The sequence below is a fragment of the Streptomyces sp. NBC_01381 genome (assembly GCF_026340305.1).
GTDB lineage: Bacteria > Actinomycetota > Actinomycetes > Streptomycetales > Streptomycetaceae > Streptomyces.
This window is the reverse complement of sequence record NZ_JAPEPI010000001.1, coordinates 3,754,092-3,774,813: the sequence shown is the minus strand read 5'-3', so window position 1 is coordinate 3,774,813 and position 20,722 is coordinate 3,754,092. Positions and strand designations below refer to the sequence as shown.

The following is a 20,722-nucleotide window of genomic DNA, read 5'->3' as shown; positions in this document are numbered from 1 at the left end:
GAGCAAGAACTCTGGAGCACACCGTGACCACCGACGCACACACCGCAGGCCCCTTCATCGCGGCCATCGACCAGGGCACCACGTCCAGCCGCTGCATCGTCTTCGACAAGGACGGCCGGATCGTCTCGGTCGACCAGAAGGAGCACGAGCAGATCTTCCCGAAGCCGGGCTGGGTCGAGCACGACGCCGCCGAGATCTGGACCAACGTCCAGGAAGTCGTCGCCAGCGCCATCGCGAAGGCCGAGATCACCCGCGACGACATCAAGGCGATCGGCATCACCAACCAGCGTGAGACCACGCTGCTCTGGGACAAGAACACCGGCGAGCCGGTGCACAACGCCATCGTCTGGCAGGACACCCGCACCGACGCCCTGTGCAAGGAGCTCGGCCGCAACGTCGGCCAGGACCGTTTCCGCCGTGAGACGGGCCTGCCGCTGGCCAGCTACTTCGCCGGGCCGAAGGCCCGCTGGCTGCTCGACAACGTCGAGGGCCTGCGCGAGCGCGCCGAGGCCGGCGACATCCTCTTCGGGACCATGGACTCCTGGGTCATCTGGAACCTGACGGGCGGTGTCAACGGCGGCCGGCACGTCACCGACGTCACCAACGCCTCGCGCACCATGCTGATGAACCTGCACACCATGCAGTGGGACGAGAAGATCGCCGAGTCCATCGGCGTGCCGCTCGCGATGCTCCCCGAGATCCGCTCCTCCGCCGAGGTCTACGGCGAGGTCACCGGCGGCGCCCTCGGCGACGTCCTCGGCGGCATCCCCGTCGCCTCCGCGCTCGGCGACCAGCAGGCGGCCCTCTTCGGCCAGACCTGTTTCGCCGAGGGCGAGGCCAAGTCCACGTACGGCACCGGCACGTTCATGCTGATGAACACCGGTGAGACGGCCATCAACTCCTACTCGGGCCTGCTGACCACGGTCGGCTACCAGATCGGCGAGCAGAAGCCGGTCTACGCGCTCGAGGGTTCCATCGCCGTCACCGGCTCGCTGGTGCAGTGGATGCGCGACCAGATGGGCCTGATCAACTCCGCCGCCGAGATCGAGACGCTCGCGTCGTCGGTCGAGGACAACGGCGGTGCCTACTTCGTACCCGCCTTCTCCGGCCTGTTCGCCCCGTACTGGCGCTCCGACGCCCGCGGTGTGATCGCCGGTCTGACCCGGTACGTGACCAAGGCGCACATCGCGCGCGCCGTCCTGGAGGCCACGGCCTGGCAGACCCGTGAGATCACCGACGCCATGACGAAGGACTCCGGCGTCGAGCTCACGGCCCTCAAGGTCGACGGCGGCATGACCTCCAACAACCTGCTGATGCAGACGCTCTCGGACTTCCTGGACGCCCCCGTGGTGCGCCCGATGGTCGCCGAGACCACCTGCCTCGGTGCCGCCTATGCCGCCGGTCTCGCCGTCGGCTTCTGGTCCTCGACCGACGAGCTGCGCGCCAACTGGCGCCGGGCGGCGGAGTGGACCCCCCGCATGGACGCGGACACCCGCGACCGTGAGTACAAGAGCTGGCTCAAGGCCGTCGAGCGGACCATGGGCTGGCTCGAGGACGAAAGCTGACGAGGAGTAAGTCATGACCACCCTGCAGAGCGTCCCCGCCCTCGGGACGCATCCGGCTGCCGGTTCGCGCGCTTCCTTTGGAGTGGCGAGCCGCGCCGAGACCCGGGAGCAGCTTTCCAAGGCGACGTACGACCTCCTGGTGATCGGCGGCGGGATCCTGGGCATCTCCACCGCCTGGCATGCCGCGCAGTCGGGACTGCGGGTGGCCCTGGTGGACGCCGGCGACTTCGCCGGCGCCACCTCCTCCGCCTCCTCCAAGCTCCTCCACGGCGGTCTGCGCTACCTGCAGACCGGCGCGGTGAAGCTGGTCGCGGAGAACCACTTCGAGCGTCGCGCGGTGTCCCGTCAGGTGGCCCCCCACCTGGCGAACCCGCTCACCTTCTACCTGCCCGTCTACAAGGGCGGCCCGCACGGCGCGGCCAAGCTGGGCGCGGGCGTCTTCGCGTACAGCGCGCTGTCCGCGTTCGGCGACGGCGTCGGCCACCTGCTCTCGCCGTCGAAGGCCGCGCAGGACGTGCCGGAGCTGCGCACGGACAACCTGAAGGCCGTTGCCGTGTACGGCGACGACCAGATGAACGACTCCCGCATGGCCCTGATGACGGTCCGCGCGGCCGTCGAGGCCGGTGCCTCCGTCCTCAACCACGCCGAGGTCACGGGCCTGCGCTTCACCAAGGGCCGGGTCACCGGCGCGGAGCTCAAGGACCGCATGAGCGGCGACGAGTTCGGCGTCAACGCGCGGCTCGTGCTCAACGCGACCGGCCCGTGGGTCGACCACCTGCGCAAGATGGAGAACCCCGACGCGGCGCCCTCCATCCGTCTCTCCAAGGGCGCGCACCTGGTCCTCAAGCGCACCGCCCCCTGGAAGGCCGCGCTCGCGACGCCGATCGACAAGTACCGCATCACCTTCGCCCTCCCCTGGGAGGACATGCTCCTGCTCGGCACCACCGACGAGGTGTACGAGGGCGACCCGGCGGACGTCAAGGTCACCGAGGCCGACACCGCGCAGATCCTGGACGAGGCCGCGTTCTCCATCCGCGACCAGCAGCTGTCCCGTGACCTGATCACGTACTCCTTCGCGGGTCTGCGGGTGCTGCCCGGCGGCCCCGGCGACACCTCGAAGGCCAAGCGCGAGACGGTCGTCACCGAGGGCGCGGGCGGCATGCTCTCCGTCGCGGGCGGCAAGTGGACGACCTTCCGCCACATCGGCCGTACGGTGATGAAGAAGCTGGAGTCGCTTCCGGGCCACCCGCTCGGTGACGACTACGAGCCGATCTCGCAGCTGCAGAAGCGGCTTCCGCTGCCCGGCATCGCCAACCCGCGCGCCGTCGCACACCGTCTCCTGGTGGACGGCCCCGCGCCCGGCCCGCGGATGGCCGCCGACACCGCCAAGCACCTGGCGACGCACTACGGCTCGCTCTCCTTCGACATCGCCCGCCTGGCGAACGAGGATCCGGCGCTCGCCGAGCGGATCTCGCCGGACGCGCCGGAGATCTGGGCGCAGGTCGTCTACGCCCGTGACCAGGAGTGGGCCGAGACGGCGGACGACGTGCTTCGCCGCCGTACGACGCTGACGATCCGTGGCCTCGCGTCGGACGACGTCCGCGCGAAGGTCCAGGACGTGCTCGACAACAAGTAGGCACTGATCGTCGAAGGGGCGGCTCCCTCTTGAGGGGGCCGCCCCTTCGGCGTACCCGGCCGGGCCGCGTACCCGGCGGGCTGCCATACCGCGTACATACGCGTGCAATACGCCGCGGGGAGAGTTGGAGGATGCCTCCGGTTCCTCTCGCAGTCCTTGACCTGGTCCCCATCAGCTCCGGCTCCGATGCCCCGACGGCGTTGCGCAACACCGTCGAACTGGCCCGCGCCGCCGAGGAGTTCGGCTACGGCCGCTACTGGCTGGCCGAGCACCATCTCAATCCGGGTGTGGCCGGTTCCGCGCCCGCCCTGGTGATCCAGGCCGTCGCGCAGGCGACGCGGGAGATCCGGGTGGGTTCGGGCGCGGTGCTGCTCGGGCATCAGACGCCGCTGTCGGTCGTGGAGCAGTTCGGGATCCTGGACGCGCTGTATCCGGGCCGGATCGACCTGGGCGTGGGGCGGTCGGGGCGGCCGCGCGGCACTCCTCCGGCGGCACCCGCAGCCGAGCGCGGGGGCACGTTCACGGACGAGGGCCTCTATCTGCCGCCCAAGTTCACGGGCTTCGCCCGACTCCTTCGATCGCCGCGCTTCCGGCTGCAGTTGAGCCTGCTCCAGCAGCCGGGCGCGCAGACCCCGGCGTACGACGAGCAGGTCGACGACATTCTCGCGCTCCTCGCCGGGACCTACCGCGACGCGGACGGCGTCGAGGCGCACGCGACGCCGGGTGACGGCGCCGACGTCGACGTATGGATCCTGGGCAGCAGCGCCGGGGAGAGCGCCGAGGTCGCGGGCGCGCGTGGCCTGCCCTTCGGGGCGAATTACCACGTCAGTCCGGGCACGGTGGTGGAGGCCGTGGAGGCCTACCGCGCGGCGTTCCGGCCCTCCGCCGTGCTGTCGGAGCCGTATGTGGCGGTGTCCGCCGATGTCGTCGTCGCGCCGGACGACGAGACGGCGCGGCGGCTCGCGGCCGGATACGCGCCGTGGGTGCGGTCGATCCGCAGCGCCGAGGGCGCGATCACGTTCCCGACGCCCGAGGAAGCCGCCCGCCATGAATGGACGGACGAGGACCGGGAGTTGGTGGCCGACCGCGTCGACACCCAGTTCGTGGGCGCGCCCGAGACGGTGACGGAGCAGCTCGACGTGCTCCAACGGGCCACCGGAGCCGACGAGTTGCTGATCACCACCATCACGCACGACCACGCGGACCGGCTGCGTTCGTACGAGCTGCTCGCCCAGGCCTGGTTCAAGCGGGCCTGAGACCAAGCAGGCCTGAGACAAGGAAGAGACATCATGAAGTTCCAGGTACTGTCGATCATCGGTCATGCCCCGCACCCACTGACCGGCCAACTCCCCTCCCCCGCCGACCGGTTGGCCGATGTGATCGAGGTCGGTGTGGCCGCGGAGGAGCTCGGCTATGACGCGTACGCCGTCGGCGAGCGGCACGCGGGCGCCTTCCTGTCGTCGAGCCCGACGGTCGTGCTCGGCGCGCTGGCGGCGCGGACCACACGCATCAAGCTGCTCACCGGAGTCACCGTCGTCGCGATCCTCGACCCCGTGCGGGTCGCCGAGGACTATGCGACGCTCGATCAGATCTCGCGCGGGCGCATCGAGTTGGTCATCGGCAAGGGCGCGGAGGCGGGCCACTTCGACCTCTTCGGACTCGACGAGGAGCGGCAGTGGGATCTGCAGAAGGAGAAGTACGAGCTCCTTCGGCGGCTGTGGAGCGAGGAGAACGTCGACTGGGAGGGCGAGTTCAGGCCCGCCCTGAAGAACGTGACGACGGTGCCGCGTCCGTACGCGGGAGTGCCGCGGGTCTGGCACGGCTCGGCGACGTCCCTCAACTCCCCCGATCTGGCGGCCAGACACGGGGATCCGCTCTTCACCGCCAACGCCATCCAGCCGCGCGCCGCGTACGCGAAGCTGATCGCGCACTACCGCGAGCGGTTCGAGGCGTACGGACATGATCCGGCGCGCGCCCATGTCGCGGCGGGCTCGGGCGGTCTGCTCATCGCGGACTCGGCGGAGCAGGCGGTCGCGCGCTACCGCGAGCTGTACGAGGCGAAGGTGCGGCAGTCTTTCAAGCCACACCTGGAGGGCAAGGCGGGCTACAACACGCCCTTCCGCACCATCGAGGACGCCATCGCGGACGGGCCCCAGCTGATCGGCTCCCCGCAGCAGATCATCGACAAGATCCTCGGCTACCACGAGGTGTACGGCCATGACCTGCAGTCCATCACCGTGGACGGGTTCGGCCTGGAGCGGGCCGAACAGATCGAGACGCTGCAGCGGTTCGCCGAGGAGATCGCGCCGGTGGTGCGCAGGGCCGCGCCGTCCACGCTGTGGGACGCCGTGTGACGGGTAGACACCGGGAGCTACGATCCGAAGACATCCCTGACCTGCCCTGGAGTGATCAATGACTCTCCTGACGACGTGGGCCGAGTCCGGCCCCGAGACCGTCATACGCCGCACATCGGACCCGGCCGAGATCGCCGCCGCACTCGCCCCCGTCGGCGTGCGCTACGAGCAGTGGCCGGTGCGCGAGGACGTGCCCGCCGACGCGGACAGCGACACGGTCTTCGCCGCGTACCGCACGGAGATCGACAAGCTCAACGCCGAAGAGGGCTTCCAGACGGTCGACGTGGTGGCACTGCACCCCAGCAACGACCCCGAGTGGCCCGAGAAGGCGAAGGCGGCCCGGCAGAAGTTCCTCGCCGAGCACACGCACGACGACGATGACGAGGTCCGGTTCTTCGTCGCGGGCGCCGGGATCTTCTACCTCCACGTCGGCGGCGAAGTGCACGCGGTCTACTGCGAGAAGGGCGACCTGCTCGGCGTTCCGCGCGGCACGACGCACTGGTTCGACATGGGCACCTCCCCCGCGTTCACCGCGATCCGCTTCTTCCACGAGGAGGACGGCTGGATCGGCACGTTCACCGGCAGCCCGATCGCCGACCGCTTCCCGGACTTCGACACGATCCACGCGGGGTACGCCGCGTGAGTGTCTCCTTCAGCGCGGGCTCCGTGGATGCCGTGGTGCTCGACATCGAGGGCACCACGAGCGCCACGGGGTTCGTGGTGGACGTGCTCTATCCGTACGCGCGCGAACGGTTCGGGACGCTCCTTGCCTCGCGGGGCGATGAGCCGGAGGTGGCGCGGGCCGTCGCGCAGGTGCGGGAGCTGGCCGGCGAGCCGGACGCCGATGCGGGACGGATCGAGAAGATCCTGCACGGCTGGGTGGACGAGGACCGCAAGGCGACGCCCCTGAAGACCCTCCAGGGGATCCTCTGGGCGGAGGGCTTCGCGCGCGGCGAGCTGGTCTCGCACTTCTACCCCGAGGTGATCGGGGTGCTGCGGGGGTGGGCGGCGGACGGAGTGCGGCTGTACGTCTACTCGTCCGGGTCGGTGGCCGCGCAGCGCGCGTGGTTCACGTACTCGCCCGAGGGGTCGTTGATGGAGCTCGTGAGTGGCTTCTACGACACCGAGAACGCGGGGCCCAAGCAGGAGGCGGACTCCTACCGGGCCATTTCGGCGGCCGTGGGCGTGCCTTCCGGTCGCACGCTCTTCCTGTCCGACCGGCCCGGTGAGCTGGACGCCGCGCGGGAGGCCGGGTGGCTGACGGTGGGCGTGCGGCGGGCCGGGGAGCCCTATTTCGCCGCCGGGGTCGGCGGGCATCCGGAGGCGTTCGCCTTCGACGAGATCACTGTTTCGGCTTCGAGGAGCACGGCATGAGCGAGACCACTGCGCTGGACCTGGAGGAGGCGGGCGCCGTCCTGGCCGCCGAGGCGGCGCGGTTCGCCTCGTTCGGGTGGATGCGGGGTACGTCAGGGAACCTGTCCGTGGTCCTCTCGCGTACGCCGCTGCAGCTTGCCGTGACGGCGAGCGGGCGGGACAAGGGTGAACTCACCTCTGTGGACGTGGTGTTGACGGACGCTTCGGGCGCCGCGCTCGGGCCGGGGCGGCCGTCGGCGGAGGCCGCGCTGCATGCGCGGGTGGCGCGGCTCACCGGGGCGGGGGCGGTCGTCCATGTCCACACGGTGGCGTCGGTGGCCATGGGGCACCGGAAGCCGGAGGGGGTGGTGTTCCGGGACCTGGAGATGCTGAAGGGGCTTGGGCACGGGACGCATGAGGTTTCCGTGACGCTGCCGGTGATTGCCAATAGCCAGGACATGGCGGTGCTGGGGGATCGGCTGGAGGCCGCGCTTTCGCCCGGGATGCCGGCGGTTGTTGTCGCCGGGCACGGGATCTACGTCTGGGGTGCGGATCCTCGCGAGGCGCGGCACCGTACGGAGGTCGTGGAGTGGCTCCTGGAGCTGGAGCTGACCCGGGGTTAGCCCTGCGAGGGCCGTCGATCACCGGCTCCGCAGGGTTCGTCCTCAAACTCCCCCAAGCTCTTAAAGAGCAGGGGACCCCCTCGACGGGCTGAAAGATTGCGGCCGGGCTGGACATCTCCAGCCCGGCCGGCGTTTGAGGCCATCTTGTACGGGGGTCCAGGCGCCCTTAGCTCAGCCCGCCCACCGGCAACTCGCCCGCCGAAACCTCCCGCACGCCCCGCTCCGTCACCAGCGCCGTCACCAGCGAACCCGGTGTCACGTCGAACGCGGGGTTGTGGCCGCGCGAGCCGGCCGGTGCCGTGCGGACGCCCGCCCACTCCAACACCTCGTCCTCGCCCCGCAGTTCGATGTGGATGTCCGAACCCGTCGCCGTGGCGAGATCGACCGTCGTCGTCGGCGCTGCCACCACGAACGGGATCCCCGCGTGCGCGCACGCCAGCGCGATCCCCACCGTGCCGACCTTGTTGGCCGTGTCGCCGTTCGCCGCGATCCGGTCCGCCCCGACGATCGCCGCGTCCACCTCACCCCGCAGGATCGTCCCCGCTGCGGCGCCGTCCGCCTGCACGAAGTGCGGTATCCCCTCCTGCACCAGCTCCCACGCGGTGAGCCGCGCGCCCTGCAGCAGGGGGCGGGTCTCGTCGGCGTACACGGTCTCCAGGCGGGCACGGCCGTGGAGTTCGCGTATGACGCCGAGCGCCGTGCCCCAGCCCGCCGTGGCGAGCGCGCCCGTGTTGCAGTGGGTGAGGATCCGCAGCGGACGCTCGGCGGCCGCGGGGACGCGCTTGAGGAGCCAGTCGGCGCCGAACGCGCCCATCGCGTGGTTCGCCTCCAGGTCCTCCCGCACGATCGCGTCCGCCTCGGCGAGCACCGCCGGCAGACCCGCGTCGATGAGCGGGGCGACCCGGTCCACGCAGACCATCAGGTTCACGGCAGTGGGTCGTGCCGCCCGCACGCGGGCCACCTCCGCGTCAAGGCGCGCACGGTCCCAGCCCTCACGTTCGCCCTGCGCCATGGCGAGCGCGACGCCATAACCACCGGCCGCGCCGATCGCGGGCGCGCCGCGCACCACGAGCCGCACGATGGCGTCGATCAGCTCGTCGACGGTGGTGACGTCGAGGCGGTTCAGGGCGTGCGGCAGCGCGGTCTGGTCGATGAGCGAGAGGGACGGGACAGCGCCGCCCTCCGCGGCCGCCGTCCACGTGACGGCGCGCAGATCCTGGCTGGTCATGGTGGTCAACTCCGAAGAAACAGGGGCGATTGGGGCCGTGGGAGGAGGGGTGTCGTCACCGTACCCGACGGGCTCGAACCATATTTCGAGACGTTCGTGCGGCTGTCCGAAATCCGGTGTTACCCTCACCGCCACCCAGGACGGATCGACCCACGGTGCGAGGAGGACAGCCATGTACGACGCCATCAACGGCACGGACGTCATGCGCTGCCCCGCCGTGTCCTTCGACGCCCGGCGCATGTGCCGCTGTCGTGGCTGTCGCTCCTGTCGCCGCTGAGCGACACTGCTCCGCACCGTCCGCTCCCCGCCACCGCCTGGGCTCCCAGGCACCTTCGAGAAGGCGCTCCCCTATGTCCCTCTCCACGCGCATATCCCTCAGGATCACCGCCGCCACCGTCGGTGCCGTCCTCCTCGCCTCCGGCTGCAACGCCGCCGCCGACAAGGGTGGCTCCGACGGCGACAAGGGCGCCAAGGCGTTCACGCTCGTCACGCCGGACCCCGTGGCCCAGAACGAGTTCCTCAAACTGGCCGTCTCCGGTGTGAAGTCGGCCGCGAAGGCGCAGGGCGCCGGGACGCCGAAGGTCTTCCAGAGCAGCGACACGTCCTCGCGGCAGCAGAACGTGCAGTCGGCCGTGGACTCCGCGCCCGACGTCATCGTGCTGGTCGGCTTCGAGTTCTCGGACATCGCGGCGCAGCAGGCCGAGGCGCACCCCAAGCAGCAGTTCCTGCTCGTCGACGCGTGCACGAAGAAGACGTACAAGAACGTCACCTGCGCGGTCTTCCGGGAGCACGAGGCGGTGTACCTCGCGGGCGCGGAGGCGGGTCTGCTCACCAAGAGCAAGAAGGTGGGCGCCGTCGACGTACTCGACACCCCGCAGTTCCGGCGCTACAGCGAGCCGTTCGCGGCCGGTGCGAAGAAGGTCCAGCCGAAGGCCAAGTCGCGCACGCTGTTCGTGGGCGGGCAGTCGCCGTTCAATGACGCCGCGCGCGCCAAGGACCAGGCGGCGACGCTCGGTTCGGGCGGGGCCGACCAGGTGATGGCGGCCGCGGCGGGCGGCAACACGGGCGTCTTCCAGGCGGCGAAGTCCGGTGGCTTCAAGGCGTACGGCGTGGACGCCAACCAGTGCCTGACGAGCCCCGGCGACGTCGTGGACAACGTACTCAAGAAGACCGATGTCGCCGTCGAGAAGGGCATCGCGCAGATCCTGAAGGGCAAGGGCGGCAGCACGGTGTCGTACGGCCTGAAGGAGGGCGGCATGTCGCTGACGGCGCTCGAGCCGGGGCTCGCGGACTCCAAGTGCCTGATCGCCGACCACAAGGACGTGCTCAAGCGTGTCGAGTCGCTGCGGGACGACATCGTCGCCGGGAAGCTGAAGGTCAATGACCCCGCGGCCTGAGTCCGTCAAGGCCGATACGCCCGCCGTCGAACTCCGCGGGATCACCAAGGAGTTCCCCGGCACGCTCGCCAACGACCGGGTGGATCTGACCGTCGCGCGCGGTGAGATCCACGCCCTGATGGGCGAGAACGGCGCGGGCAAGTCGACGCTGATGTCGGTGCTCTACGGCCTTCAGCGGCCGGACGCCGGGCAGATCCTGCTCGACGGGCGCGAGGTGACGTTCGCCAGTCCGAGCGAGGCGATCGCCGCCGGGCTCGGCATGGTGCACCAGAGCTTCAAGCTGTTCCCTTCCTTCACGGTCGCGGAGAACGTCGTGTACGCCGCCGAGCCGCGCCGCTTCGGTCTGACGGACCGGGCGGAGGCGGTGCGGCGTGTGGGTGCGCTCGCCAAGGAGCACGGGCTCGCGGTGGACCCGGCGGCGAAGGTCGGGGACCTGCCGGTCGGTGTGCGACAGCGCGTCGAAATCCTCAAACTCCTTTACCGGGGCGCCCGTACGCTCATCCTCGACGAGCCGACGGCGGTGCTGACCCCGGCGGAGGCCGACGCGCTGTTCGGCGTGCTGCGGTCTCTCGCGAACGACGGCCGCACGGTCCTCCTGGTCACCCACAAGCTCCGTGAGGTGATGGAGGGCAGCGACGCGGTGACGGTCCTGCGGGACGGCCGGGTGGCGGCGCGGATGCGCACCTCTGACACCACGGCGGACGGGATCGCGGCGGCGATGACGGGCCGCGCGGTCGAACTGGACCGGGTGCACACGTCGGGCACACCCGGCGGTCAAGTCCTTACTGTCACAGCCCTGAGCACGGACGCCGTCCATGACGTCTCGCTCACCGTGCGGGCCGGGGAGATCGTCGGCGTCGCGGGCGTGGCGGGCAACGGCCAGTCCGAACTGGCCGAGGCGATCACGGGCCTGCGTCCGCTCACCGCCGGCCAAGTCACCCTCTCCGGGCAGGACATCACCGAGGCGACGGCCGCGGGCCGCCGTGCGGCGGGTCTCGCGTACGTCCCCGAGGACCGCACGGCGGTCGGCACGGCACCGGCCGCGACGATCGCGGAGAACCTGGCCATGGGCCACCACCGGGGCCACGGCCTGCTCCGCCCGTCCTGGCTCCGCGAACATGCCCGCGTCCTGATCGACCGCTTCGGCGTCAAGGCGGCCTCGTCCCGGCACACGGCGGGCTCACTGTCCGGCGGCAACCTCCAGAAACTGGTGATCGGCCGCGAACTGGCCCATGAATCCCCCCTGTTGATCGTCGAACAGCCCACCCGAGGCGTCGACATCGGCGCCATCCAGACCATCCACGACCAGTTGATCGCCCACCGCGACGCGGGCCACGCGATCCTCCTGGTCTCCGCCGAACTCAGCGAGATCCGCGGCCTCTCGGACCGCGTCCTGGTGATGTACGAGGGCCGGGTGGCAGCGGAGTACGCCCGCGACGACGCGGACGAGCAGACGCTCGGCCTCGCGATGGCGGGCGGAGCAGACGCGAACGCGGCGACGGGCCCGGCGGACGACGCCGACGGCGCGGCGGGCAACGCCCCGGCAGAGGTGGCTCCTCGCTTGCGTCGTGATGATGGCGGCGATATCAGCCCGGCCGATGCCGCTGTCTCCCTCGGCGGCCGGTCCGATGGCGATCCCTCCGTCGTCCCCGCTCCGCGCGAGAGTGACGACACCGCGCCCGTGAAGGAGGGCCCCTGACATGGCCGTCGAGACGCAGTCCCCCGGCACATTGGGGGCGCTCGGCGCGCGCGTGCTTCGCGCGCCCGCCCTGCACTCCGTCGTCGCCGCCGTTCTCGTCGGCGCGCTCTTCCTCATCGGGACCGGGGCCGATCCCATCGGGGCGTACGGCTCCGTCGTCAGTGGGGCGCTCGGGCCCGACGGGATCGGGTCCACGCTGACCACCGGGACCAGCATCATCGGGCTCGCCGTCGCGCTCGCGATTCCGATGCGGGCCGGGCTGCTGAACCTCGGCGGGGACGGGCAGTTGGTGCTCGGCGGGATCGCGGCCGCCGCCACGGGGCTCTACTCGCCGCTGCCCGCGCCGCTCACCGTCGTCGCCGCGCTGCTCGCGGGGATGGCGGCCGGCGGCGCGTACGCCGCGCTCGCCGCGGTGTGCCAGAACCGGTTCGGCGTACCGCTGTTGGTCAGCAGTCTGCTGCTCGGGTATCCGGCCATGTCCTTCGCCTCCTATCTCGCGCGCTTCCCGCTCAAGGAGGAGGGGTCGAGCCTTCCGCAGACCCGGCGGCTGCCGGACGGGGTGGAGCTGCCCGCCTTCGGGGCCTCGACCGTGACCGTGGGCCTTGTGCTCGTGGCGGTCGCCGCCGCCGTGTACCTCTTCGCGGACGCCCGTACCGCCGCCGGTTACGAGGTCCGCATGACGGGGCTCAATCCGCGTTTCGCCGCGTACGCCGGGGTCGACCGGCCCAAGCTGACGCTGCGTCTGATGGCGCTGTCCGGCGCCGTCGCGGGCCTGGTCGGCGCGATCGGCGTGCTCAGCTTCCCGTACCGCTTCATCGACGGGTCGCTCACCGCCGCCGGACACACCTGGACCGGCCTCACCGCCGCCCTGCTCGCCGCCGCCGCGCCCATCGGGACCGCGCTCGCCGCGCTGTTCTTCGCCGCGCTCGAAGTGGGCGGGCTCGCCATGGAGCGGACCACGGAGGTGCCGCGCGAGCTGACCCAGGTCCTGCAGGCCGTCGTCATCGTCTTCCTCGCCGCCCGGCTGAATCTGACCTGGCGGCGCGCCAGGAAGAAGCCCGCCGACACGCATGATGCGAAGGAAGTGAGCGTGCGATGAGCGTCGACTCCGCCCTGTTCCACTCCGCGCTGCTCGCGCTCACCCCGATCCTGCTCGCCGCACTCGGCGGCGCGATCTGTGAGCGGGCCGGCGTGTTCAACATCGGCCTCGAAGGCATGATGCTGGTCGGCTGCTTCAGCGGCGTCGCGGGCAGCTGGTTCACCGGAAGCGCCTGGCTGGGTGTCGCGTTCGCCGCCCTGGCTTCGGCGGCGTACTCGATGATTCTGGCCGTCGGGACGATCAGGCTGCGCGGCGACGCCGTCGTCCTCGGCGTCGCGCTGAACCTCCTCGCGGTCGGCCTCACCGGATTCCTGCTGCGTACGGTCTTCGGCGTGCAAGGCACCTTCTCCGACCCGGAGTTGGCGGGTCTCGGCGGCATCGACATCCCGTTCGTCGGTCCCGTCCTGTCCGGGCACTCCGCCCTCGTGTATCTGTCGTGGGCCGCCGTCGCCGTGGCGGCGGTGTTCCTCGCCCGCCACCCGTGGGGCCTGCGGCTTCGCGGCGTCGGCGAGGCGCCCGACGCGGCGGCGACGCTGGGCGTCAGTCCGGCGAAGTATCAGTACGCGGCCGTCCTGACGTCCGGCGTCCTGTGCGGGCTCGCGGGCGCTCAACTCGCCCTCGGCAACGTCACGTTGTTCTCCGAGAACATGACGGCGGGCCGTGGCTGGATCGCCGTGGTCGCCGTGATGCTGGGCCGCGCGCTGCCCCTTGGCGTGCTGCTCGCGGGGCTGCTCTTCGGCATCGCGGAGGCCGTCGGCTTCCGGCTGCAGGGGCTCGGCATGCCGCAGCAGGCGACCGACGCGGCTCCGTACGTGGTGACGCTGGTCGCCCTCTTCCTGTCCACGGCGCGCAGGCGCCGCCGCAAGTCCCCGCCATCCCCGGCATCCCCGCCATCCCCGGTAGGAGAACCCGCATGACGACGTCGCCCGGCGACACACTGCCCATCACCCGCGTCCCCCGCACCGGCCTGCCCACCAGCGCGGTCGTCGTCGGCGACCCGGCCCGCGCGGCGGCCGTCGCCGACCTCCTCGCCGACGCGAAGGAGGTGTCGTACCACCGCGAGTACCGCACCTTCACCGGCACCTGGCAGGGCACGCCCGTCGTGGTCGCATCGCACGGCGTCGGCGCACCGGGGGCGATCCTCCTCTTCCAGGAGCTGGCAGAGGCGGGCGTCACCACCATCCTGCGGCTCGGCACAGCGGGCGCGATCCGCCCCGGCATCGGCGACGGCGACCTGGTCATCGCCGACGCGGCGGTGCGCGACGACGGCGTGACGGGGCAGCTGATCCCCGCCGAGTACCCGGCGTTCTCGACCCCGGAGGCGGTCATCGCGCTGCAGCGCGCCGCGCGGGCGGCCGGCGCGCCGTACCACCGGGGCGTGGTGTGGACGCGGGCCGCGTTCCAGCCGGGCTTCCTGCCGCTGCCCGGCGAGGCGTACGCGGCGGCCGGGATCGCCGCCATCGAGATGGAGCTCTCGGCGCTGCTCGTCTTCGCCGCCACGCACGGCCTGGTCGCGGGCGGCGCGCTCGTCGTGGACGGCGCCAACGCCGACGAGCTGGTAGACGAGGAGGCCACCGGCGGCTACAACCCGCACCGCGACGTGGTCGCCGAGGGAGTAGACCGGGGCGCCCGGATAACCTTGGACGCGCTGCGCCTGCTGGCCGGCGCCGACCACTGAGCCGCGCGCCCGCCCCCAGGCCGACGAAGACCACGGAGAACGGAACCGATGCACCCCACTGACCTGCCGGCCCAGGACCGGGGCGGCTCCGTCGATCTCCTGGTCCACGGCGGCGACGTACTCACCGTCGACCCGTCGGGCACCGTCGTGACGGACGGCGCGGTCGCCGTCCGCGCCGGGAAGATCGTCGAGGTCGGCCCGGCGGAGCGGCTGCGGGCCACGTACGAGGCGGCCGAGGAGCTGGACGCCGAGGGCTGTCTCGTCCTTCCCGGCCTCATCAACACGCACACGCACCTCGCGATGACGCTGTTCCGCGGCATCGCCGACGACGTCACGCTGCAGGGCTTTCTGGCCCGCGTGATCCCGGCCGAGGCGGAGCGGCTCTCACCGGAGACGGTCACGGCGGGGATGCTCGGTGCGATCGCCGAGTCCGTACGCGCCGGGGTCACCGCCGCGCTCGACATGTACTGGTTCCACGAGGCGGCCGAGGCGGTGGCCCGCGACGCCGGGTGGCGGCTGCTCACCGGACCCACGTTCATGGACGTGCCGGGCCCGCCGGACGGCCGCGCCTACGCCGACCGACTCGGCTGGGCGGCGGCCGACCTCGCCGCCCGCACCCCGGCGCCGGGCACACGCCCGGTGCTCTTCGCGCACTCCGCGTACACCCTGGTGCCCGAGCAGCTGACGGCGATCACCGCGCTCGCCCGTGAGCACGGGGCCCTCCTGCACATCCACGCCGCCGAGAACGCGGGCGAGGTGGCAACCGTCGTCGAGCAGCACGGCATGCGCCCCGTGGAGCTGCTCGAATCGCTCGGCGTGCTCGGCCCCGACACGCTGCTGGCGCACGCGGTCGACCTCACCGACGCGGAAATCGCGATGCTCGCCCGCACCGGCACGGCGGTCGCACACTGCCCGGTGTCGAACCTGAAGCTGGGCTGCGGCATAGCCCGCGTCCCCGACCTCCTCGACGCGGGCGTCACGGTGGGCCTCGGCACGGACGGCGCGGTGAGCTCCAACACCCTCGATCTGCTCGGCGCGGTGAACCTCGCGGCGCTGGTGCACAAGGCGGGCGGCGACCCGACGGCGGTCGGCGCCGAGCAGGCGGTCCGCATGGCGACCATCGAGTCGGCGCGGGCGCTGGGCCTCGCCGACCAGCTCGGCTCGCTCGAATCCGGCAAGCGCGCGGACCTGATAGTCCTGGACCTCTCCCGGCCGCACCTCGCGCCCCGGCACGACCCGTGGTCGATGCTGGCGTACAGCGCCGCGTCCTCCGACGTCCGCGACACGGTCGTCGACGGCCGGGTCCTGATGCGCGACCGTACGCTGGAAACCGTGGACGAACAGCACGCGCTCAGCACCCTGCGGGACGCGGCGGCATCCACCGCACCGATCAGCACCTCCGAAGTGGCAAGCACCGTATGACCTCCGAAACGGCCTTCGAGCCCACCCGCGGCTTCACCGGCCGCGCCCGCGCCGCCGACCGCGATCCGCGGCTGCCGCCCGGCCAGTACGACGCGGCCGACGGCTGGCCGGTCCTCTCTGCCGAGGTGACGCCAGACCTGACGCCCGCGGACTGGACGTTCCGCGTGGACGGCCTGGTCACGTCCCCCCGCACCTGGACGTGGGACGAGGCGCACGCGCTGCCCGCGTCCGAGTACCGCGGGGACATCCACTGCGTGACCAGCTGGTCCAAGTTCGGGGTGCGCTTCGGCGGGGTGAGCCTCGACGCGTTCCTGGCCGCCGCGGGGCCGCGCCCCGAGGCCACGCACGTCGTCGCGTACTCGCACACCGGCTACACCACGAACCTCCCCCTGTCCGACGTCACGGACGGCAAGGCCTGGATCGTCTGGGAGTACGGGGACGGGCCCCTGCCGCCCGAGCACGGCGGGCCCGCCCGCCTGATCGTCCCGCACCTCTACTTCTGGAAGAGCGCGAAGTGGATCGCGGGGCTGCGGCTCCTCGACCACGACGAGCCGGGCTTCTGGGAACAGAACGGCTATCACCACCGGGGCAATCCCTGGCGGGAGGAGCGCTACTCCGGTGACTGACACCTTCGTACCCCCTACGCGGTTCGCCGTGCCCGGCAGGATCGCGGTGAGCAATCGCGCGGCGGCCGTCTGGCAGCGGGCGACGGTCGTCGAGATCCGCCGGGAGACGCCCGCCGCCTCGACGTTCCGCCTCAAGGTGCCCGACTGGCAGGGACATCTGCCGGGCCAGCACCTGATGCTGCGCCTGACGGCTCCGGACGGCTATGTCGCCCAGCGCCACTACTCGATCGCGTCTGCTCCAGAGGACGCGGAGGCGTCCGGCGAGATCGAACTGACCTTGGACCATGTGCCGGGCGGCGAGGTGTCCGGGCACCTCCACACGGTGGCCCGCGTCGGCGACACCGTCGAGGTGCGGGGCCCGCTGTCCGGCTTCTTCGCCTGGCCTGGAGACCGGCCGGCACTGCTCCTGGGGGCAGGCTCAGGGGTGGTCCCCCTGATGTCGATGCTGCGGCACTGGCGGAAGGCGGGGCCGAGTGTCCCGCTGCGGCTCCTGGTCTCCGCCCGTACGCCGTCGGATCTCATCTACGCGGATGAGTACGGGGACGAGACGCGGGTGATCCTCACGGGTACGGAGGGCCGCCTGGCAGCGGGGCACCTGGCCCCGCTGCTTTCCTCGTCCTCGCTGCCCGAGGGCGGCTGGGAGGCGTACATCTGCGGCTCGAACGGATTCGCGGAGCACGCGTCGCGCCTGCTGGTGGCCGCGGGCCAGCCGGTGGACCGGGTCCGGATCGAGCGGTTCGGCTGAGGGCTCCACCGGGGTTCTGCGCACCGTCGATCACCGGCTCCGCCGAGTTCGTCCTCAAACGCCGGACGGGCTGATACTTCCCCGCCCTACGGCGAAACCTCCTCCAAGCGCCGCCCCGCGGTCTCCTCGGCCCCGAGCGCGGCGACCACCGCCCCCACGACCGCGACGGCCCCCAGCACCACGAACACCGTCGACACACGACCGCCCGCGTACACCGCCCCCACCACAATCGGCCCCAGGATGACCCCCAGCCGATTCATCGCCCCGCCCACACTGCTCCCCAGCGCGCGCATCCGCGTGGGAAAGAGCTCCGGCGTGTACAGGTACAGGCAGATGTTGGACCCGAAGAAGAAGACCGCGGCGAGCGAGGTCCACGCCAGGACCTGCAGCGGCGTGCCCGCCCCCAGGAACGCGAGGACCAGCAGCATCGCCGCCGCCCCGCCAAGACACCCGGTGATGACCCGCCGGCGCCCCGCCCTGTCGACGGTCAGCGCCGCGACGAGGCAGCCGAGCAGCCCCGCACAGGACGTGACCGTGGAGTAGAGGAGCGCGTCCGAGAGGGAGAGGCCGTAGCGGTTCTGGTAGATCGTGGGGAGCCAGGACGTGATGCCGTAGTTCACGAAGTAGCCGGTGAACCAGAGGACGCCGATCACGAGGGTGCGCCGCCGGTAGCGGCCGGTGAACAGGCCTCGCAGCCCTCGCTCCCCCTCCCCCGGCGCCACGGCCGGAAGCGGCTCGGGTGCGGGCGGCGGCAGCGGCTTCCCCGTCACCCGTTCGACCTCGGCCTCGATCCCGCTCATCACATCGGCGGCCTCCTGCGCCCTGCCGTGGTCGGCGAGCCACCGCGGCGACTCGGGCACCTTGCGCTGTACGAGGATGCAGAGCAGCCCCGGGAGCGCGGCCAGGGCGTACATCCAGCGCCAGCCGAGGATCGGCACCACCCAGGCCGCGACGAGCGCGCCCACGGTCAGGCCCGCCGGGAACACCAGCTCGTAGAGGAGGACGAAGCGGCCGCGTTTGTGGCTGCGGGTGATCTCGGCGATGAAGGTCGCCGCCACCGGAACCTCGCCGCCGATCGCCAGGCCCTGGATGAAGCGCAGGCCCATGAACATCTCGGGCGAGGTGGCCAGGGACAGGGCCAGGTTGGCGGCGCTGGACAGCGCGATGCACAGCGCGATGACCTTCACCCGGCCGATCCGGTCCGCGAGCCGCCCGGAGAGCAGCGCCCCGACCAGCATGCCGATGGAGCCGACGGTGAGCAGCAGGGTCGCTGCGGAGGTGCTGAGGTCCCACTCCTGCCGCAGCCCCGGCAGGGCGTAGGCGATCAGGAGCTGGTCGAAGGCCTCGAAGAAGGTGACCGCGCCCACGATGAGCCGGACGGTGACGTGCCAGCGGCACAGGGGGAGCCGTTCGAAGCGGGCGGCTATGGCGGCCCGGACCGCATGGTCCGGGGAAGCGTCGATCGTCATGCGGGTACTCCGCTGCTGAGGGGACGAGGGCGGGGACGAGCGGGGGAGGGAACGCTCCGACTGCGGAGTCTGGGGAAACCCGAGTCGAGGAGCAAGTAAGCGCAAAGTTTCTAAGCGCTTAAGTTGTACCGTCCGGACACCGGAGCCCGTCAAGAGCCTCCGCAGGGGAAATCATCGAAGAACGGTCACGGATGGGTCTTGCGTTCCAGATATTTAAGCCCTTAGATTTCTAGCGCTTACCGAAGAGCATCCGGACCGGATGAACCCACCGCTGAACACCGCGTGGTCCACCCCGGATCAGACCCAGCGCGCCAGGAGGCCCCCATGCCCCGCATCCCAGCCGACGAAGCCCTCATAGCGGGCCGGTGGCGTCGTGGTTCGGGCGGCCCGGCCGACACCGTCGACCCGGCGACGGGCCGCACGCTCGCCACCGTGCACGCGGTCTCCCCCGACGAGGTCGCCGAGGCGGCGCAAGGGGCGGCACAGGCCGCCGCCGACCCGCGGTGGCGCCGGCTCCTGCCCCATCAGCGCGCCCAACTGCTGCACCGCATAGCCGAGTTGATCGAGGAGTCGGCTGAAGAACTCGCCGCTCTGCAGACCGCCGACACCGGCAAGGCCCTCACCGAGACCCGCGCCCTGGTGGCCAGCGCCGCGGCTACGTTCCGCTACACGGCGGCCGCCCTTGAGACGGCGGAGGAGGCGATCACGCCCTCGCGCGGCGACTACGTGACGATGAGCGTGTACGAGCCAATCGGCGTCGTCGGCGCGGTCAACCCCTGGAACTCCCCCGTCGCCAGCGATGCCCAGAAGCTCGCCCCGGCGCTCGCGGGCGGCAACGCGGTGCTGCTCAAGCCCGCCGAGTGGACCCCGCTCGTCTCGCTCTCGCTCGGCCGGATCATCTCCGGTGCGCTCGATGAACTCGGCCTGCCCGCAGGCCTGTTGTCCGTCCTGCCGGGGCGCGGCAGCATCGTCGGCGACGCGATCGTGCGCGATCCGCGGGTCGGCAAGGTCACCTTCACCGGCGGCACGAGCACGGGCCGTACGCTCGCCCACGCGGCCGCCGAGAAGCTGATGCCGGTCTCGCTGGAGCTGGGCGGCAAGTCGCCGACGGTCGTCCTCGCCGACGCCGATGTCGAACAGGCTCTGGCCGGGGTGATGTTCGGGGTGTTCTCCTCCAGCGGGCAGTCCTGCATCGCCGGGTCGCGGCTCTTCGTGGCGCGGGAGATCTACGCCGAGTTCGTCGGTGAACTGGTCGAGCGGGTGCGGAAGTTGCGGGTCGGTCCCGGCACCGCCCCCGACACCCAGGTCGCGCCGCTCGTGCACCACAGGCACCGGGACTCGGTCGCCGCGTACGTCGATCTCGCGCGCTCGGAAGGCGCGAGGGTGCTGTGCGGCGGGGCGGTTCCGGAGGGTGCCGAGTACCGCGACGGGGCGTACTACCTGCCCACCGTCATCGACGGTCTTCCCAACTCCTCCCGCACCTGCCAGGAGGAGATCTTCGGACCCGTCCTCGTCGCGCTGCCCTTCGACGACGAGGACGACCTCGCACGACAGGCCAACTCCAGCGTCTACGGCCTGGCCTGCGGCATCTGGACCCGCGACCACCGGGCCGCCTGGCAGATCGCGCGCCGCGTCGACGCGGGCACCGTCTGGATCAACACCTACAAGCAGTTCAGCATCGCCACGCCCTTCGGCGGCATGAAGGAGAGCGGTCTCGGCCGGGAGAAGGGCCGCGACGGCATCCGCGCCTACCAGCGCCAGAAGTCCCTGTACTGGGGCGTCTCGGACGCGCCGCTCCCCTGGGCCAACTGATCCCCGTACCTCTGGA

General features: G+C 71.5%; 18 protein-coding genes. 16 read left to right on the top strand and 2 right to left on the bottom strand.

All coding sequences use genetic code 11. The features are described from left to right. Positions 1-23 precede the first annotated feature (23 nt). The 7 genes from glpK to mtnB all read left to right on the top strand — a co-directional run bounded on the left by glpK (position 24) and on the right by mtnB (position 7,531). Positions 24-1,565 carry a glycerol kinase GlpK gene (gene glpK, locus OG453_RS17585; RefSeq protein WP_266868841.1) on the top strand — a complete coding sequence of 514 codons (1,542 nt, stop codon included), beginning with the start codon at positions 24-26 and terminating at the stop codon, positions 1,563-1,565. 13 nt (positions 1,566-1,578) lie between these two features. Continuing rightward, the gene (locus OG453_RS17580; RefSeq protein ID WP_266868840.1) at positions 1,579-3,201 is read left to right on the top strand and encodes a glycerol-3-phosphate dehydrogenase/oxidase; all 1,623 of its coding nucleotides are present in this window, start codon (positions 1,579-1,581) and stop codon (positions 3,199-3,201) included. 131 nt (positions 3,202-3,332) lie between these two features. After that, positions 3,333-4,457, top strand: coding sequence for an LLM class flavin-dependent oxidoreductase (locus OG453_RS17575; protein WP_266868839.1), 1,125 nt, complete (start codon positions 3,333-3,335; stop codon positions 4,455-4,457). Positions 4,458-4,490: 33 nt separating this feature from the next. Next, positions 4,491-5,555 (top strand): LLM class flavin-dependent oxidoreductase, encoded by a 1,065-nt coding sequence (locus tag OG453_RS17570; RefSeq protein ID WP_266868838.1) that lies wholly within the window; start codon positions 4,491-4,493, stop codon positions 5,553-5,555. Between the two features lie 58 nt (positions 5,556-5,613). Beyond that, the gene (locus tag OG453_RS17565; protein WP_266868837.1) at positions 5,614-6,198 is read left to right on the top strand and encodes an acireductone dioxygenase; all 585 of its coding nucleotides are present in this window, start codon (positions 5,614-5,616) and stop codon (positions 6,196-6,198) included. Beyond that, positions 6,195-6,929, top strand: coding sequence for an acireductone synthase (gene mtnC, locus OG453_RS17560; protein ID WP_266868836.1), 735 nt, complete (start codon positions 6,195-6,197; stop codon positions 6,927-6,929). The genes OG453_RS17565 and mtnC overlap by 4 nt, the downstream gene beginning before the upstream one ends. Then, a complete protein-coding gene (gene mtnB, locus OG453_RS17555; RefSeq protein ID WP_266868835.1) occupies positions 6,926-7,531 on the top strand; it encodes a methylthioribulose 1-phosphate dehydratase in 606 nt (201 codons plus the stop codon). Before mtnC ends, mtnB begins: the two co-directional genes overlap by 4 nt. A gap of 166 nt (positions 7,532-7,697) precedes the next feature. Here the strand turns inward: mtnB and mtnA are convergent, their stop codons facing one another. Then, positions 7,698-8,759, bottom strand: a complete 1,062-nt coding sequence (gene mtnA / locus OG453_RS17550; RefSeq protein WP_266868834.1) for an S-methyl-5-thioribose-1-phosphate isomerase — start codon at positions 8,757-8,759, stop codon at positions 7,698-7,700. Positions 8,760-9,109: 350 nt separating this feature from the next. On the opposite strand from mtnA, the gene OG453_RS17545 reads away from it, so the two are divergent. Genes OG453_RS17545 through OG453_RS17510 form a run of 8 tightly spaced genes read left to right on the top strand, consistent with a single transcriptional unit; the run spans position 9,110 to position 17,425 of the window. Continuing rightward, positions 9,110-10,156: a BMP family ABC transporter substrate-binding protein gene (locus OG453_RS17545; protein WP_266868832.1), complete on the top strand. Its 1,047-nt coding sequence runs from the start codon at positions 9,110-9,112 to the stop codon at positions 10,154-10,156. Further along, positions 10,140-11,855 (top strand): ABC transporter ATP-binding protein, encoded by a 1,716-nt coding sequence (locus tag OG453_RS17540; protein ID WP_266868831.1) that lies wholly within the window; start codon positions 10,140-10,142, stop codon positions 11,853-11,855. Before OG453_RS17545 ends, OG453_RS17540 begins: the two co-directional genes overlap by 17 nt. Before the next feature lies 1 nt (position 11,856). Beyond that, the gene (locus OG453_RS17535) at positions 11,857-12,954 is read left to right on the top strand and encodes an ABC transporter permease (RefSeq protein ID WP_266868830.1); all 1,098 of its coding nucleotides are present in this window, start codon (positions 11,857-11,859) and stop codon (positions 12,952-12,954) included. Next, positions 12,951-13,871: an ABC transporter permease gene (locus tag OG453_RS17530; RefSeq protein WP_266868829.1), complete on the top strand. Its 921-nt coding sequence runs from the start codon at positions 12,951-12,953 to the stop codon at positions 13,869-13,871. Before OG453_RS17535 ends, OG453_RS17530 begins: the two co-directional genes overlap by 4 nt. Next, entirely contained in the window at positions 13,868-14,632 is a 765-nt protein-coding gene (locus tag OG453_RS17525) for a purine-nucleoside phosphorylase (RefSeq protein WP_266868828.1), read from the top strand. The genes OG453_RS17530 and OG453_RS17525 overlap by 4 nt, the downstream gene beginning before the upstream one ends. Before the next feature lie 48 nt (positions 14,633-14,680). Further along, the gene (locus tag OG453_RS17520) at positions 14,681-16,054 is read left to right on the top strand and encodes an amidohydrolase (protein WP_266868827.1); all 1,374 of its coding nucleotides are present in this window, start codon (positions 14,681-14,683) and stop codon (positions 16,052-16,054) included. Beyond that, positions 16,051-16,680: a sulfite oxidase-like oxidoreductase gene (locus tag OG453_RS17515; RefSeq protein ID WP_266868826.1), complete on the top strand. Its 630-nt coding sequence runs from the start codon at positions 16,051-16,053 to the stop codon at positions 16,678-16,680. The genes OG453_RS17520 and OG453_RS17515 overlap by 4 nt, the downstream gene beginning before the upstream one ends. Further along, complete coding sequence (locus tag OG453_RS17510) at positions 16,673-17,425, top strand: ferredoxin reductase (RefSeq protein ID WP_266868824.1); 753 nt, start codon at positions 16,673-16,675, stop codon at positions 17,423-17,425. The genes OG453_RS17515 and OG453_RS17510 overlap by 8 nt, the downstream gene beginning before the upstream one ends. Positions 17,426-17,511: 86 nt before the next feature. Here the strand turns inward: OG453_RS17510 and OG453_RS17505 are convergent, their stop codons facing one another. Further along, positions 17,512-18,894: an MFS transporter gene (locus OG453_RS17505; RefSeq protein WP_266868823.1), complete on the bottom strand. Its 1,383-nt coding sequence runs from the start codon at positions 18,892-18,894 to the stop codon at positions 17,512-17,514. A 324-nt stretch (positions 18,895-19,218) separates the two neighbouring features. On the opposite strand from OG453_RS17505, the gene OG453_RS17500 reads away from it, so the two are divergent. Continuing rightward, the gene (locus OG453_RS17500; protein WP_266868822.1) at positions 19,219-20,706 is read left to right on the top strand and encodes an aldehyde dehydrogenase; all 1,488 of its coding nucleotides are present in this window, start codon (positions 19,219-19,221) and stop codon (positions 20,704-20,706) included. Positions 20,707-20,722 lie beyond the last annotated feature (16 nt).